We start from the raw sequence: 14364 nt of genomic DNA, 5'->3' as shown, positions 1-14364 counted from the left end.
CACGGATCAGTCAGGAGAGCCAGAAATTTGTGGAGCTCCATGCCCCGAGCCTCGCACTCGTCCGACGCCCGCGCGCGTCGTGATGCAGGATGGACAGATGCTGACGCTGGACCTGGCCCGCCGCCTCGCCGCCGCGGGCGTGCTGTGGGAGCCGCAGCCGGGCGACCGGTTCGCGATCGACGTGGACACCCTCACCGACCAGACCTACTGGATCAGCGACCTCACGATCGAGCTGCACCACTACGCCGACCAGTCCGTGCTCGGCTTCAACGGGACGACCGAGTGGGCCCTGGACTCGGTCGGGCTGGACCAGACGGTCTGGCTGCCGCGCGAGGACCAGCTGCGCGAGCTGCTGGGTGACCGGCTGCGGTCGGTGCACCACGAGACAGCGGCCGTATGGCGTGTCGTCACCAACGACGGGCAGCGGGACCGGCATACGACCAACGTCGACCTCGAGTGCGCCTATGCGGAGGCACTGCTCGACCTCTGCTGAGGGTCCCTGGGAAGAGTCTGACCACCCTCGGTGTTGACCTCATGTCCGCTTGATGTCGTCTCGTGGACGCATGAGCACCGCCACCGAGGAGTCCCCCTTGAGCACCAGCGCCACGGCCGCCACGCGCGCCACCCCCAGCAGCGGGGCGGCCCCCGAGGGGCCGTCAGAGCAGTACGAGCCGCCGGAGCAGGGCATCTTCGCCACGCTGGGCCACATCATCCGCTTCACCTCCGAGCTGCGCCCCTACTACCTGGGCGTCGCGGCCTGCGCCATCGTCACGGCGAGCGCCGGCCTGGCGACGCCCTTCCTCGTCGGCCGGGCCACCGACACGATCGTCGACGCGGTCCAGGACGGACGGGGGACCTCCGTCTTCCCGACGCTGGCGATCCTCACGCTCGCGATCCTCGCGGCCGAGCTGGTCAGCACCGTCGTGTCCAACCTGGGCGGCTACACCGGCGACGTCCTCAGCAACCGGATCCGCGCGATCCTGTCGACGCGCTACCTCGACAAGTTGCTGCGCCTGCCGCAGAGCTGGTTCGACGACGAGATGACCGGGACGATCGTGTCGCGGCTCAACCGCTCGATCACCGAGGTCTCCAACTTCGCGAAGTCTCTGGCCAACACCTTCTTCACCATGCTGATCCAGACGGCGGCGGTGCTGGTGATCAGCGCGATCTACTACTGGCCGCTGGCGGTGCTGCTGGCCGTCGTCTTCCCGACCTATGTCTGGCTCACGGGGCTCACGTCGCGCAAGTGGCAGCGGCTCGAGGCCGACAAGAACCACCACGTCGACACGGCCGGTGGCCGCTTCGCCGAGGTCGTGGGGCAGATCCGCGTGGTGCGGTCGTTCACCCGCGAGCGGCACGAGCTCGACACGTTCACGGACCACTTCATGCGGACCGACAGCACGACCAAGGAGCAGTCGCGGCACTGGCACACGATGGACATCATCCGTCGCGGCGTGCTCAACCTGGCCTTCGCGGCCATGTACCTCCTGATCTTCTGGCGGACCCTCGGCGGCGGCTTCTCCGTCGGCCAGATGGTGCTGCTGATCCAGCTGATCGCCATGGCCCGCATGCCCGTCGAGATGATGAGCTGGGTGCTGGACGCCTCGCAGCGTGCGGTGGCCGGGTCGCGCGACTACTTCAAGGTCATGGCGGCGACCGAGGTCGAGCACGTGCGCGAGATGCCGGCGCTGCCCGCCCGCGCCGAGGGCGACGCCGTCCTCGAGTTCGAGGACGTGCGGTTCGGCTACGGCGACGGTCCGGACGTGCTGCGGGACGTCACGTTCGACATACGGCCCGGCGAGCGTGTGGCCCTGGTCAGCGAGTCCGGCGGCGGCAAGACCACCCTGGTCAACCTGCTCCTCGGCCTCTATCCGCTGCGGGGCGGCCACATCCGCCTCGACGGCGTGGACATCGCCACGCTCCCCCACGACGAGCTGCGTCGCCGCATCTCCCTCGTCTTCCAGGACCCGTCGCTGTTCTCCGACACCGTCGGCGAGAACATCCGCTACGGCCACCCCACCGCCAACGCGGACGAGGTCGCCCTGGCCGCCGAGCGCGCCAACGCCAGCGGCTTCATCGGCGGGCTGGAGGGCGAGTTCGACGCCATGATCGGCGAGCGCGGCCTCAAGCTCTCCGGCGGTCAGAAGCAGCGCATCTCCGTGGCCCGTGCCATGCTCAAGGACGCCTCCGTGCTGGTCCTCGACGAGGCCACCAGCGCCCTCGACACCCGCTCGGAGCGGGCCGTCCAGGAGGGGCTCGTGCAGCTCATGGCCGGCCGCACCTCGCTGATCATCGCCCACCGCCTCTCCACCATCGCCGGCGTCGACCGCATCGTGACGATCAAGGACGGCCGGGTCGACGAGATCGGCTCGCCTGCCGAGCTGTCCACCTCCGGTGGCGTGTATGCCGAGCTGCTCGCCATGCAGCGCCGCGGCGAGGACTCGTACCTCAACGCGTACCAGACCGCCCAGTGATCACAGGTGCACGTGGGGGGCTCCCCACTCGTTAGTGTCACTTGACGCCTAAGTGATGCTAACGCCCCCGGAATCCCCAGCTGGTCACCCACCTGCGTGCAGGCACGCTTGTGCGCCAACCCAGGACTCTCCTTCAACGTCTCCTCGACCATGCGCACGGCGCGCTCACGCAGCTCATCGCTGTACCTCCTCGGTGCGGGCATAACTCCAGCCTCCCTGAAGAGGTCAGAACCCTCCACCAAACCCGGGGCGGTTCAGCCCGTCTGTGGTTGGTCGAGGCCGCCGCCGCGGGCACGCCGCGGATGCGGGTCAAGATGACCGAGGCGCTCAGCCTGGCCAAGCTGTTCGACCCCGTCGAGTTCGACTGGGCGCTGGGACACGCCGCGGTCCATGGCCGGTTCGCCGAAGCAGACCTCTGTTCGATCCTGGACCACCACGCCCGGCAGCCCGGCACCGGTGAGCACCGTGCCAGCGAGGAGTCCTCGCTGACCCAGGGCACCGCCGCGTGGGCACGGCTCGGCCAGCGATCCACCGCGGACAGCGACGGCGAGGTGGCCCGATGACGACCAGGAGCCCCATCAGCACCGCGCCGCCGTTACCGGTCGAGTTGGAGGAGCTGCTGCGCAAGCTGCGGCTGCCGCACATCCGTCGTCACGCCCCGAGGTCATCGCGACCGCGAAGGCCCAGCGGTGGGAACCGGCTGAGGTTCTCAAGGCGCTGTTCGCTGAGGAGGTCGCTGGCAGAGAACGCTCCGCCCTGGCCACCAGGCGGGCGGCCGCGGGGTTCCCGACCGGGAAGACCTTCAATGCGTGGCAGCCCGAGATCTCCTCGATCCCGGCCCCGACCCAGCAGGCCATGCGGACCTTGGAATGGGTCCACCGGCGAGAGAACCTCGTGGTGTGCGGGCCGTCAGGGACCGGGAAGACGTTCCTGCTGGAGGCGCTCGGGCAGCAGGCCGTCGAACAGGGACTCAACGTCGCCTGGTTCACCCTGGAAGACCTCGGGGTCCTGCTGCGCCGCCACCGTGCCGACGACACCGTGTCGAAGGCGATCGCCCGGGTCCTGCGTGCAGACCTCGTGGTGGTCGATGACATCGGCCTGCTGCCCGTCGCCGCCGATGCCGCCGAAGGGCTCTACCGACTCGTCGACGCCGCATACGAGAAACGCTCCGTCGCGATCAGTTCGAACCTGCACCCGTCCGGATTCGACGAACTGATGCCCAAGACGCTGGCCACCGCGACCGTCGACCGGCTGCTGCACCACGCCCACGTCTGCCAGACCAGCGGAGACAGTGTGCGACTTACTCAAGCACTCGCCGGCCAAGGGGTGAGCCCGTTGAGCTGACTGCCCTGGTCGGTGGTGGCCACAGCCCCCTGGGCAGATCCCATGGCCACCACCTGGCGGTTCTCGTGGCCGTCAGCGGGCAGGTTTCATATCCGCCCCCGGGCAGTTCCTACTGTCCCTTGACATTCGTCACGGCGGTCACCCTAGGCGCGCTGTCAATCGGCCCTGACTCACAATGCGGAGGGTGCGGCACGAGGCATGACATCAAAGGGGCGTCTCGGACGTGGTTCTGAGGCTCCTCTCCGTCATGCCTGATGCCTGGGTGAGCTGAGGGGCGGAGTCGACCGTCGTACGTCTCAGACGCGGCATCCAGTTTCAGTGTCCAGGCACCGCGATTCAGTTCACGCGGCTATCGACGGGCCTTCTCGACCCGGGGACCCGCCTCCAACGTCTCGAAGGGCGGTCTCTCAGCCGTGACGACTCGACGCTCGGTCCACGTGCGATCACGCCCAAGTCGCGGCAGAACGATCTCGTCGGGCTGTTGCAGGCGACGGCGGCGATCCGCTACGGCCAGGATCTCGGTGGCCATAGCACCAAGGTCGTGCAGGTTCTGGTGGGAGTGCGCCCGATGCCCGAGGTCTACCTGCGCGATGGCATTCACCCCGTGTCGCGACTCGGTATCGAGGAGGGTCGCAAGCTCCACGCCATACCCGTAGGGGATCGACAGGGAGGCGAGGTGCGATCGCCGGGTGGCCCACTCACCGGCCAAGGGCTGAACGACGCACGACAAGGAGGGTCGGTTCAGCGCCAGCCAGGGGCGCGCCACCAGCTCCGTCACCCGACCCCCTTCTGACGAGATCCCATCGCCCATGTCGAGGATTCGATCGTAGAACCCCTTCACCAGCAACGAGTCCGGGTCCGAGAGCAACGGGCCGAGGAGGGCGGAGACGAAGTGCGTGCCCCAGCCAGTCAGGTCTGCGTCGATGAAGACGACGATCTCGGACGACGTCACGAACTGCGACTTCCAGAGGGCTTCGCCCTTGCCGGCCCTCACCCCCAGATCGGGCCTGATGTCTTCGACTGACCACACCGTGGCGCCTGCGGCGCGGGCCACGCTGGCGGTCCGGTCGGAGGACAGCGAATCGAGGACCAGGAGCTCATCCACGAGGCCAGACAGGTCGTTGGCAATCTCACCCACGACCTGACCAACCGTCTGCTGCTCGTCCCGCGCCGGGATGACCACAGCGATCGTCGTCGACTCCTTCAGCGACAGCAGTCGCGCCAGCGGCCAGTCCTGCGTTGATGACGTGTTGCGCGCGAACCACCCTTGGTGCACAGGGTTCATGCCGCGGCCGAGAGCCTGAGCCGGTCCGGCAGCCGGTAGTCGGGCAAGAGGTCTCTGGATCCCATCAGCGACTCGACCGTGGCAATGACGTCCTGCACAAGGGCCTCTCCCATCCACAGCAAACTGCATCCGCTTACTCATTATGCTGCATCACGGCGCGGGGGCGGGGCAGCAGCAGCGTGGGGGTCATCGGGTGCGACGGGGGGAGCTGGCCAGCCCCACCTCTCGGAGCGTCCCGTATGTCGAAGTCCGCCCGGAGTCCGCGTCCCGGTCCCTGTTCCCTGCGGCACCCAAGCCGAAAGCGCCCTGCACCGAGCGCGCACGAAGGCGACCTGGAGGTAGGTCTTCTCCTGGTCAAGAGCTGGAGAAGGGACTCGAACCCTCAACCACCTGTTTACAAGACAGGTGCGCTACCGATTGCGCCACTCCAGCGGGATGGCGGCGGCTCCGTCGCGCGGCGGGCTCCGTCATACCTGCCGTCAGATCCTAGTCGGGTCGCCCGACGTGCCCTAAACGACGTCCCGAACGCCGCACTCGCACCCCGCAGCGAGGGCGTCTCGCCCTGCAGCACGAGACAGGCGAGGCACCAGCGCAGGTGCAACCGTCGGCGAGGGCGTCTCGCCCTGCAGCACGAGACAGGTGAGGCGTCAGCGCAGCACGTGCGTCCGGGCATGACGGAGGGCCGGCATCCCCCTCGGAGATATGCCGGCCCTCGATGTCACGGGCTGGGGCAGGGCGTGCGCGACGCCCCGCGATCAGCGGCGGACGTAGACGCGCACGTAGTAGCGCTTGCCCGAGCGGGTGTAGCGCTTCTTGAGCACGTAACGCTTCTTGGCGACGTAGCGCTTCTTCTTGACGACGCGCTTCTTCTTGACGACCTTGCGGACCGTGGAGCGGGAGGCCGGAGCGGCGCCGCCGCGGGTCAGGCCGGCGCGACGGGAGCAGACGGGCCAGGCGCCCGGGCCCTGGCCGGCGAGGACGCGCTCGGCGATGGCGATCTGCTGGGCCTTGGAGGCGCGGTTGGCGGTCGGGGCGTAGGCGCCACCGCCGTAGCCGAGCCAGGTGGAGCGGGAGAACTGCAGGCCACCGTAGTAGCCGTTGCCCGTGGCGATGTTCCAGCGACCGCCGGACTCGCAGGCGGCAACCTTGTCCCAGGTGCCGACGGAGGCGGCGTTGGCGGAGCCGGCGGCGGCGATGCCGCCACCCATCGCGAGGGCGGCCGTGGTGAGGCCGACGGTGGCGATGCGCTTGACGCGCTTGGGCACGCCGGAATGACGGGGGGTGTAACGCATGGGGGGAGTTCCTCTCCTGACGACGCCTGTGAAGTGAGCTGTCGGGTTCGGGCGGTCAGGTGCCCGGCCGCTGCTGCGGCTTCACCCCAAGACCCGCGAGGCGGGTCGAATTGGGTCCTCCACTGTCATCCTGCGCTCGGAGCTGGTGTGTCCGACGGGGTTGCCCTCTGGATGACGCTCGGCGTAGGGGGCATGCGCTGCTGAATTTCGGGGGTATGTAGTTGTGCCCGAGACGGAGAGGTTCTCTCCGCGACAAGCCGCCGGGCCCGGAGGGGCGGCGGCGACGTCAAGGAGGACTCTAGGGCCCGTTATACGTTCGAGACAAACCACAGGTTCGACTCAGGCTTCGGTGGTGGTCGCTCACAGTGACCAATCGCCCCCGTGATGGCCCGCTCTGGTCCCGGATGTCCCCTTGTTTCCGTTACGTACGGTGCGTCTTTGTGGGATGCGTCACATCTACGTCGTGAGCGTGTCAGTTCGCGTCGGAAACCACATGTTCGGACGCGCACAAGCGTGTGGGGGTCGACCCGATCGGGTCGACCCCCACACGTGAGGTGATGCGTGCCTGAGGCTCGCGTCAGCTGGCCGGGGCCATGAGCTTGGCCCAGGTGACCGGACCGGGGTAGCCGCTCACGTCGGAGCCGCTCCAGCCCAGGGACTTCTGGAAGGCCGCGACCGCCGCCTTGTCCACCTGGGTGAACGTCGGGCCGGCGCCGACCTTGTAGAAGCTGCCGAAGCCGTGAGCCTGCAGGCGCTTGCCCAGCAGGGTCACCGCGGGATCCTTGTGACCCAGCACGAACGCGCTGGCGCCGGGGTAGGACGAGGCCGAGCCCTGCGAGGTGGCCTTGGTGGTCGAGCGCTTGGTGGTCGCGCGCTTCGGCGCGGCCTGCTCGACGACCTTCTTGGAGGTGGAGCGCTTGGTGCTGCGCGGCTCCGAGGAGGACACGACCTTGCGCTCGGTGGAGCGCGAGGCGCGCGAGGTCGTGGCCGGGCTGCTGCTGTCGGCGCCGCCGCCGCTGCGGGTCAGACCCGCCTTGCGGGAGCAGACGGGCCAGGCGCCGGGGCCCTGAGCGGCCAGGACGCGCTTGGCGACCCGGATCTGCTCGGCCTTGGAGGCCGAGGCGGCCGAGCCGGAGCCGCCGTAGGCGCGCCAGGTGCTGCCCTTGAACTGCAGCCCACCCTGGTAGCCGTTGCCGGTGTTGATGGACCAGTTGCCGCCGGACTCGCAGGCAGCGACGCGGTCCCAGACGCCGTCTGCGGCCTGAGCGTTGCCGGCGGTGGCGATGCCGCCGCCGACGGTGAGGGCAGCGGTGGCGAGGCCCGTCGTGGCCCAGCGGGCGGTGCGACGGGTCGAGGAGATGGCGTGACGAGGTGCGTAGCGCACAGAGATCCTTTCCTGACGACGCCTGTGAAGTGAGCTGTCGGGTTCGGACGGTCAGGTGTCCGGCCGCAGTAGCGGCTTCACCCCAAGACCTGCTCGCGCAGGTCGGCACACGCTGCTCTCGCAGCTCGTGAGTGGGTCCTCCACCAGCACCCCAGGACCCGGACGATGGATGGTGTCCGGCGACGATGCCCGTCGGGTGCTGCTCGGCGCAGCGGGCATGTCCTACATGTGAATTCGGGTCTATACAGTTGTGCCCCGAGACGGGGGATGGCCCCCGCGACACACCTCGACCGGGTCCTGCGGACGTCGGCCTACGGCGCTCGTCGACCATAGGCACGTCGCGCCGACGATCCCAAACCCAGGCCCCCGTCTCGGCGTGTTTACCCCCCACCTGGTGGATCGGGACGACGACGTCTCCACCCCACCTGGACGCCGACCAGGGGTGTTATCACCCGCGCGGCGCCGGCTCGGACCTCAGAACTGCCAGTCCACCGTGCGGCCGGTCAGCGGGTCGCCCTGCAGCGGCCACCACACCGGCACGCCGTGCCGCAGGAGCGCCCACAGCCCCAGCCCGAGCACGGCGGCCACGAGCAGCGCCGTCACGATCTCCCGGGTGAGCTGCCCCGGGGTGAGGCCTCGCATGAGCATGCGCGAGCCGCGTCGCAGCGACACCCCGCCCGCGCCCCACCAGCAGGACCAGCACCCCACGAGGGCTCCGACCGCCAGCGGCACGGCCCCGGTCGGCGCCTGCGGGACACCGACGAGCGAGCTGCCCAACGACACCGCGAACATCACGGCCACGGTCACGAGGATCCCGAGCAGCCCGGTGGCGAGCGTACTCACGGCGGCGGCCAGCAGCTGGAAGGGGCTGCGGGCGACCGCCACCGCGACGTCGGTCCCGCGCGCCCCGCCCGCCTCGTGGCGCCGCAGCACGGTCGCGGTGACCGAACGGTCGACCGTGCGCGCCAGCACCGACCACACCAGCGCCAGCCCCACGGCGATCATCGGCCAGGTCGTAGCCAGCGCCGCGACGGCTCCGGTGAGGCCGATCAGCTGGGCCGTGCGGGCCGGCTTGCCGACGCGCGGGTCTCCCACCGGCACCGGCGGCCGCTGGTCCTGACGGGGCTCCAGGCCGTATGCCGATCCCCCGGCGCCAGGCGGGGTCGTCGCAGCAGCGGGAGGGAAGGTCTGGGCGACGGGCTGGCCCGCGGGGTGGACCGAGGCAGCAGGACGCGACGGCGCCAGGCTCGGCGGTGCCGAGGCCGGCGGCGCCATCCGCGGCGTGCGACGGATCGGTGCGTAGGGCGACGCTCCGGCGAGAGGCCGACCCGCCTGCCCCTCGCCTGCCAGACCCGCGGCGAGCCCTGCCGCACCGCCGGCGGCACCACCCAGCGGGACGGCCGGCATCACGCGCGTCGACCCCTGGCGCGGTGGCTGCTGTCCCGCGAGCTCCGTTCGGGCAGCGAGGGACTCGGTGGGCGGCGCGATGGTCTGGGTCACGGCGGGGAGCACCTCGGTGCGGCCGCTCGGGCCGGTCGCCAGGTGCGGGGCCTCCCCGTGCGCGAGCTGCTCCAGGGCAGCCAGCACCGTGCCTGCCGACGGCCGGTGGGCGGGGTCGGGCGCGAGCGCCGCGGCCAGCAGCGGTCGCATCCGCTCGTCGACCCCCGTGAGGTCGTGCTGCCCGGACCGCACGCGGTCGAGGATGACGTCGACCCGGCCTCGCCCGAACGGCGGGGCGCCGGTGGCGGCATACGCGAGGGTGGACGCCCAGCCCCACCAGTCCGTGGCCTCGGTGACCGGCGCGCCCTCGAGCACCTCCGGGGAGAGATAGCCGGGGGTCCCCATGACGAGCCCGGTGCTGGTGAGCCGCACGTCGTCCGCGACGTGCGCGATGCCGAAGTCGATGACCACCGGGTCGTCGTCGACGACCAGCACGTTGCCGGGCTTGAGGTCGCGGTGGACCACACCGGCGGCGTGGATGGCGCCGAGCGCCTCGTGCAGCCCGCGCGCCAGGCGCAGCAGGGCCTCGCCACGGAACGGTCCGTGAGCGGTGACGTAGTCGTCGAGCGGCGGCCCGGGCGCGTAGCGCGTCACGATGTAGGGCCGCGCCCCCTCGGGATCGGCGTCGAGCACCGCAGCCACGCGGGGGTGCTGCACCCGCTCCAGCGTCGTGACCTCGCGCGCCAACCGGGCCCGCGCGTCGGGGTCACCGGCGATGTGCGGGCGCAGGGCCTTGATGGCGACGGCCCGGCCCGCGCGGTCCAGGCCGAGATAGACGACACCCATGCCGCCCTCCCCCAGCAGGCCGGCCAGGCGATAGGGACCGAGGGTGTCGTAGGCCGCGGGCAGCCCGGCGGGCGGCGTGGTCGACGACGTGCTCATACCCTCCACGGTACGTGCTCGTGGTGAACCGTCGCTGAGACCACCCGCCGCCCGGGGTGACGATCCGGCTACTACTGGCTGCTACTGGTTGATGTAGCCGACCAGGTGGTCGCGCTCGTCCTGCAGCTGGCTGATCCGGTGCTTGACCACGTCGCCGATGGTGACGATCGCCGCGAGCCGGCCGTCCTCGATGACGGGGACGTGGCGGATGCGGCGCTCGGTCATCGACCCGGCGAGGTCCTCGATCTCGTCGCCGAAGGAGCAGGTGTGCACCTCGACGGTCATGATCGTGGAGACCGGCTCCTGCAGGACCCCGGCCCCGGACCGGCCCAGGTGCCGCACCACGTCGCGCTCGCTGACGATGCCGGAGACGCTCGTGCCGTCGTCGCTGACGACGACCGCGCCGATGTTGTGGTCGGCGAGGAGCGTGAGCAGCTCGCCGACGGTGGCGTCCGGTCGCATGGTGACGACGTCGGAGCCCTTGGACTTGACCACGTCGGAGATCTTCATGTCGAGACCCTAGGCCCCTGCCCCCGCGCGCGCCAGAGGGACCCCCGCCTAGAGTGGCACTGCGCCGGGTAGGTGCAGGACCGGCGTGCCCGTCGGCCCGTCATACGACACCCGGCCCGCACGCCAGGATGCCCAGGCGCACCACGACGACCCGGGCGACACCAGAGGAGCTGATCGCACCATGGCGGACACCGCCGCACGGTACGACTTCGTGATCGCAGCCAACCGCCTCCCCGTGGACCGCGTCGTCGGCGAGGACGGGCAGGTCGAGTGGCACCGCAGCCCCGGCGGCCTCGTGACGGCCATGGAGTCCGTCATGAGCGGGCGCGACGGTGTCTGGGTGGGGTGGGCCGGCGAGCCCGGCGAGGCGCCGGAGCCCTTTGACGAGGCGGGCATGCGGCTGCATCCCGTGCCCCTGTCCGAGGACGAGATCCAGGGCTACTACGAAGGATTCAGCAACGACACGCTGTGGCCGATCTATCACGACGTGATCGTCCCCGCCCAGTTCCACCGCAAGTGGTGGCATCAGTACCGCGAGGTCAACGAGCGGTTCGCCAAGACCCTCGCCGAGGTCGCCGAGGAGGGCGCGACGGTCTGGGTGCACGACTACCAGCTGCAGCTCGTGCCGGCCTTCCTGCGTCAGCTGCGACCGGACCTGCGGATCGGCTGGTTCGACCACATCCCCTTCCCGCCGGTCGAGCTGTTCGGCCAGCTCCCCTGGCGCCAGGGGATCCTCGAGGGTCTGCTCGGCGCGGACTTCCTCGGCTTCCAGCGCCCCGGGGACGCCGAGAACTTCCTGCGCGCCTGCCGTCGCTACCTCGGTATGACGGTCAAGGGTGACGTCATCCACGTCGGCAAGGCGACCGGCGGGCACGACGTGCGCGCCGCCGCGGTGCCGATCTCGGTGGACTTCTCGAGCATGGACGAGCTGTCCCGCCGCCCCGAGATCAAGAAGCGTGCCAAGGAGATTCGCGAGTCGCTCGGCAACCCGAGCGCGCTCCTGCTCGGCATCGACCGGCTCGACTACACCAAGGGCATCCGGCACCGGCTCAAGGCCTACGAGGAGCTCCTCAAGGACGGCTCGCTCGACGGCGCCGACACGACCTTCATCCAGATCGCGACGCCGAGCCGCGAGCGCATCGACGCCTACATCGACCTGCGGGAGCACGTCGAGGGCGCGGTGGGGCGCATCAACGGCAACTACTCCGCGATCGGCTCCCCCGCCATGGAGTACCTCCACCAGGGCTACGGCCGCGAGGAGCTCGCCGCACTCTTCCTCGCCGCGGACGTGATGGTCGTGACGCCGCTGCGCGACGGCATGAACCTCGTTGCCAAGGAATACATCTCGTGCCGCCACGACAACGGCGGGGCGCTGCTGCTCTCGGAGTTCACGGGCGCCGCGGAGGAGCTGCGCGAGGCCTTCATGGTCAACCCGCACGACGTCATCGGCCTCAAGCGCACGATCATGGACGCCATCAACTCCTCCCCCCAGGAGCGCTCGCGCCGCATGAAGGCCCTGCGTCGCCGGGTCCGCCGCAACGACGTGCAGCACTGGGCCTCTGCCTTCCTCGACGCCCTCGAGGCCGCCCCGCACAAGCCGTCACGGCACGGGCCGCAGACCGAGCAGGCGCAGCGGCGCGAGCAGGAGGAGCGGGCCCAGCGCGAGGAGGACGCCCGTGGCGCCCAGGCCGCGCGCGAGGCGGAGCGTCGGTCCGAGCGGGACGAGCGCGACGAGCGGGACGAGCGCGACGAGCGCGACGGCAACGGCCGTGACGGCAAGGACGGGCGCTGACGATGGACGCACAGCTGCAGTCAGCGATCGACGAGCTCGCCTCTCGCGCAACGATCGTCGTGGCGACGGACTTCGACGGCGTCCTGTCGCCGCTCGTCGAGGACCCCATGGCGGCCCGCCCCCTGCCCGGCACGGTGGAGGCGCTGCGCGCCTTGGCTCGTATGCCGAGAACCACGGTGGCCGCCGTCTCCGGACGGGACCTCGAGACCCTCGGCGCCCTGACCGGCCTGGTTGACCTCCCGGACGACGAGCGCGTGGTGCTGGTCGGGAGCCACGGCGCCCAGACCTCGCGCCCCGAGGCCGGCGTCCATGCGCTCAGCGACGCCCAGACCATGGCCCTGCGGGCGCTCGACGCGGCGCTGACGGCGATCGTCGAGGCCCACCCGGGCACCCGCATCGAGCGCAAGCCCGCCGCGGTGGTCCTGCACACGCGCGGCGTCGAGCAGTCGGTGGCCGACTCGGCCACCGCCGACACCGTGGCCATGGCGTCCCAGCACTCCAAGGCCCACGTCATGCCCGGCAAGTGCGTGGTCGAGCTCTCGGTCGTGGACAGCGACAAGGGCTCTGCCCTGGTCGATCTCGCGGCGTGGTGCGGAGCGGACGCGGTCTACTACGCCGGCGACGACGTGACCGACGAGCGGGCCTTCGCCCGGCTCGGCGACGCCGACCTGACCCTCAAGGTCGGCGAGGGCGACACCGTGGCCCGGCACCGCGTGGCGTCACCGCAGGAGGCCGCCGAGGTCCTGGAGGCGTTGGTCGAGGCGCGGGCCCGTCATACGGCCTGAGCCCCTCCCCCAAGCTCCCCAAGGCCCCAGATCGTGAGGGTTTCCTCCAAGAATCGTGGAGGAGACACTCACGATCCTGCAGGAGCGGGACCTGCAGGGGGGCGGCGCGCGGCCGGGGCCGTCGAGGCGCGGACGACCAGCTCCGGCTGGAAGAGGTACTCGGTGCGCGGCACGGGGTTGCCGGCGATCTCGTCGAGCAGCGAGCGCACCGCGGCCTCCCCCATCGTCACGACCGCCTGGTGCACGGTGGTGAGCGGAGGGTTGGTGAAGGCCATCAGCGCCGAGTCGTCGTAGCCGATCACGGAGACGTCCTCGGGGACCCGCAGCCCGCGGGCCCGCGCCGCGCGGATCGCCCCGAGCGCCATCAGGTCCGACCCGCACACGATCGCCGTGCACCCCTTGCCGATCAGTCGGGTCGCGGCAGACGCACCGCCCTCGACGCTGAACAACGTGGCCTCGATGAGGGAGTCGACGTCGGTGCGGCCCAGCTGCCTCGCCATCACCGCGCGGTAGCCCTCGATCTTGCGGATCACCGGGACGTAGCGCTCGGGACCGACGGCGAGACCGATCTCGGTGTGCCCCAGCTGGATCAGGTGGGTGAGCGAGAGCTCCATGGACGCCACGTCGTCGTTGGACAGGAACGGCGCGTCGATCCCCGGGTAGTAGCCGTTGACGAGCACCAGCGGCAGCCCGGCGTCGCGCAGCCGCTGGTAGCGGTCCGGGCTGGTCGTCGTGTCGGCGTGCTGCCCACTGGCCACGATCATCCCGGCGACGCCGCGGTCGAGCAGCATCTCGGTGTAGTCGTCCTCGTGCATGCCGCCGGGCGTCTGGGTGCACAGCACCGGGGTGTAGCCGTGCACCGCGAGCGCCGTCTCGATGATCTGCGCGAGGACGGGAAAGATCGGGTTGTCGAGCTCGGGGACGATGAGGCCCACGAGGCCGGCCGTCTTGCGCCGCAGCTGCAGCGGCCGCTCGTAGCCCAGCACGTCCAGCGCCGTCAGCACCGACTGACGCGTCGACTCCGCGACGTAGGGCTTGTTGTTGAGGACACGGCTGACCGTCGCCTCGCTCACCTTGGCGTGAGCGGCGATGTCCACCAGGCGTGGTGGTCGCATG

The 14364-nt window shown here is 70.5% G+C and carries 11 protein-coding genes, 1 tRNA gene, 1 pseudogene and 2 riboswitches; of the genes and pseudogenes, 6 read left to right on the top strand and 7 right to left on the bottom strand.

All coding sequences use genetic code 11. From position 1 onward, the window contains the following. Positions 1-97 precede the first annotated feature (97 nt). From B4K29_RS18200 to istB, 4 genes and pseudogenes are all read left to right on the top strand, one after another. Positions 98-493 carry a hypothetical protein gene (locus B4K29_RS18200; protein ID WP_286960604.1) on the top strand — a complete coding sequence of 132 codons (396 nt, stop codon included), beginning with the start codon at positions 98-100 and terminating at the stop codon, positions 491-493. A gap of 70 nt (positions 494-563) precedes the next feature. Beyond that, a complete protein-coding gene (locus B4K29_RS18195; RefSeq protein ID WP_286960602.1) occupies positions 564-2474 on the top strand; it encodes an ABC transporter ATP-binding protein in 1911 nt (636 codons plus the stop codon). A 248-nt stretch (positions 2475-2722) separates the two neighbouring features. After that, positions 2723-3037, top strand: a pseudogene (locus B4K29_RS18190) (IS21 family transposase); the annotation flags it as partial. A gap of 103 nt (positions 3038-3140) precedes the next feature. Then, positions 3141-3818, top strand: a complete 678-nt coding sequence (istB, locus tag B4K29_RS18185) for an IS21-like element helper ATPase IstB (RefSeq protein ID WP_313666883.1) — start codon at positions 3141-3143, stop codon at positions 3816-3818. 349 nt (positions 3819-4167) lie between these two features. Here the strand turns inward: istB and B4K29_RS18180 are convergent, their stop codons facing one another. The 6 genes from B4K29_RS18180 to B4K29_RS18155 all read right to left on the bottom strand — a co-directional run bounded on the left by B4K29_RS18180 (position 4168) and on the right by B4K29_RS18155 (position 10671). Further along, complete coding sequence (locus B4K29_RS18180) at positions 4168-5103, bottom strand: glucosyl-3-phosphoglycerate synthase (protein ID WP_286958662.1); 936 nt, start codon at positions 5101-5103, stop codon at positions 4168-4170. Positions 5104-5462: 359 nt separating this feature from the next. Beyond that, positions 5463-5535 (bottom strand) — tRNA-Thr (locus B4K29_RS18175). Between the two features lie 323 nt (positions 5536-5858). Next, positions 5859-6395 (bottom strand): transglycosylase family protein, encoded by a 537-nt coding sequence (locus B4K29_RS18170; protein WP_286956902.1) that lies wholly within the window; start codon positions 6393-6395, stop codon positions 5859-5861. Positions 6396-6403: 8 nt separating this feature from the next. Then, positions 6404-6547: riboswitch (cyclic di-AMP (ydaO/yuaA leader) on the bottom strand. A gap of 425 nt (positions 6548-6972) precedes the next feature. Continuing rightward, on the bottom strand, positions 6973-7779 hold the full coding sequence (locus B4K29_RS18165; RefSeq protein WP_029211013.1) for a transglycosylase family protein: 807 nt from the start codon (positions 7777-7779) through the stop codon (positions 6973-6975). A 4-nt stretch (positions 7780-7783) separates the two neighbouring features. Then, a riboswitch (cyclic di-AMP (ydaO/yuaA leader) is annotated at positions 7784-7971 on the bottom strand. A gap of 282 nt (positions 7972-8253) precedes the next feature. Continuing rightward, positions 8254-10161, bottom strand: coding sequence for a serine/threonine-protein kinase (locus B4K29_RS18160; RefSeq protein WP_156911209.1), 1908 nt, complete (start codon positions 10159-10161; stop codon positions 8254-8256). A gap of 81 nt (positions 10162-10242) precedes the next feature. Further along, positions 10243-10671 (bottom strand): CBS domain-containing protein, encoded by a 429-nt coding sequence (locus tag B4K29_RS18155; RefSeq protein ID WP_029211015.1) that lies wholly within the window; start codon positions 10669-10671, stop codon positions 10243-10245. A 181-nt stretch (positions 10672-10852) separates the two neighbouring features. Between B4K29_RS18155 and B4K29_RS18150 the strand changes: the two genes are divergently transcribed. Together B4K29_RS18150 and otsB are read left to right on the top strand one after the other, a co-directional pair. Further along, positions 10853-12463 (top strand): alpha,alpha-trehalose-phosphate synthase (UDP-forming), encoded by a 1611-nt coding sequence (locus B4K29_RS18150; protein ID WP_286956924.1) that lies wholly within the window; start codon positions 10853-10855, stop codon positions 12461-12463. Between the two features lie 2 nt (positions 12464-12465). Continuing rightward, entirely contained in the window at positions 12466-13248 is a 783-nt protein-coding gene (gene otsB, locus B4K29_RS18145; protein ID WP_239261423.1) for a trehalose-phosphatase, read from the top strand. 68 nt (positions 13249-13316) lie between these two features. Here the strand turns inward: otsB and B4K29_RS18140 are convergent, their stop codons facing one another. Beyond that, positions 13317-14363, bottom strand: coding sequence for a LacI family DNA-binding transcriptional regulator (locus B4K29_RS18140; RefSeq protein ID WP_286956938.1), 1047 nt, complete (start codon positions 14361-14363; stop codon positions 13317-13319). Position 14364: the final 1 nt, after the last annotated feature.

It is taken from the genome of Arsenicicoccus sp. UBA6765, assembly GCF_002453335.1.
Classification (GTDB): Bacteria; Actinomycetota; Actinomycetes; order Actinomycetales; family Dermatophilaceae; genus Arsenicicoccus; species Arsenicicoccus bolidensis.
Note: the sequence above shows the minus strand (reverse complement) of the source record. Positions and strands in the feature narration are given on the sequence as shown.

Bases quoted from the DNA above. Each gene is read 5' to 3' on its own strand.
- B4K29_RS18150 (WP_286956924.1), top strand. From the start codon at position 10,853: ATGGCGGACACCGCCGCACGGTACGACTTCGTGATCGCAGCCAACCGC.
- B4K29_RS18170 (WP_286956902.1), bottom strand. From the start codon at position 6,395: ATGCGTTACACCCCCCGTCATTCCGGCGTGCCCAAGCGCGTCAAGCGC.
- otsB (WP_239261423.1), top strand. From the start codon at position 12,466: ATGGACGCACAGCTGCAGTCAGCGATCGACGAGCTCGCCTCTCGCGCA.
- B4K29_RS18195 (WP_286960602.1), top strand. From the start codon at position 564: ATGAGCACCGCCACCGAGGAGTCCCCCTTGAGCACCAGCGCCACGGCC.
- B4K29_RS18140 (WP_286956938.1), bottom strand. From the start codon at position 14,363: ATGCGACCACCACGCCTGGTGGACATCGCCGCTCACGCCAAGGTGAGC.
- B4K29_RS18160 (WP_156911209.1), bottom strand. From the start codon at position 10,161: ATGAGCACGTCGTCGACCACGCCGCCCGCCGGGCTGCCCGCGGCCTAC.
- B4K29_RS18180 (WP_286958662.1), bottom strand. From the start codon at position 5,103: ATGAACCCTGTGCACCAAGGGTGGTTCGCGCGCAACACGTCATCAACG.
- B4K29_RS18155 (WP_029211015.1), bottom strand. From the start codon at position 10,671: ATGAAGATCTCCGACGTGGTCAAGTCCAAGGGCTCCGACGTCGTCACC.
- B4K29_RS18200 (WP_286960604.1), top strand. From the start codon at position 98: ATGCTGACGCTGGACCTGGCCCGCCGCCTCGCCGCCGCGGGCGTGCTG.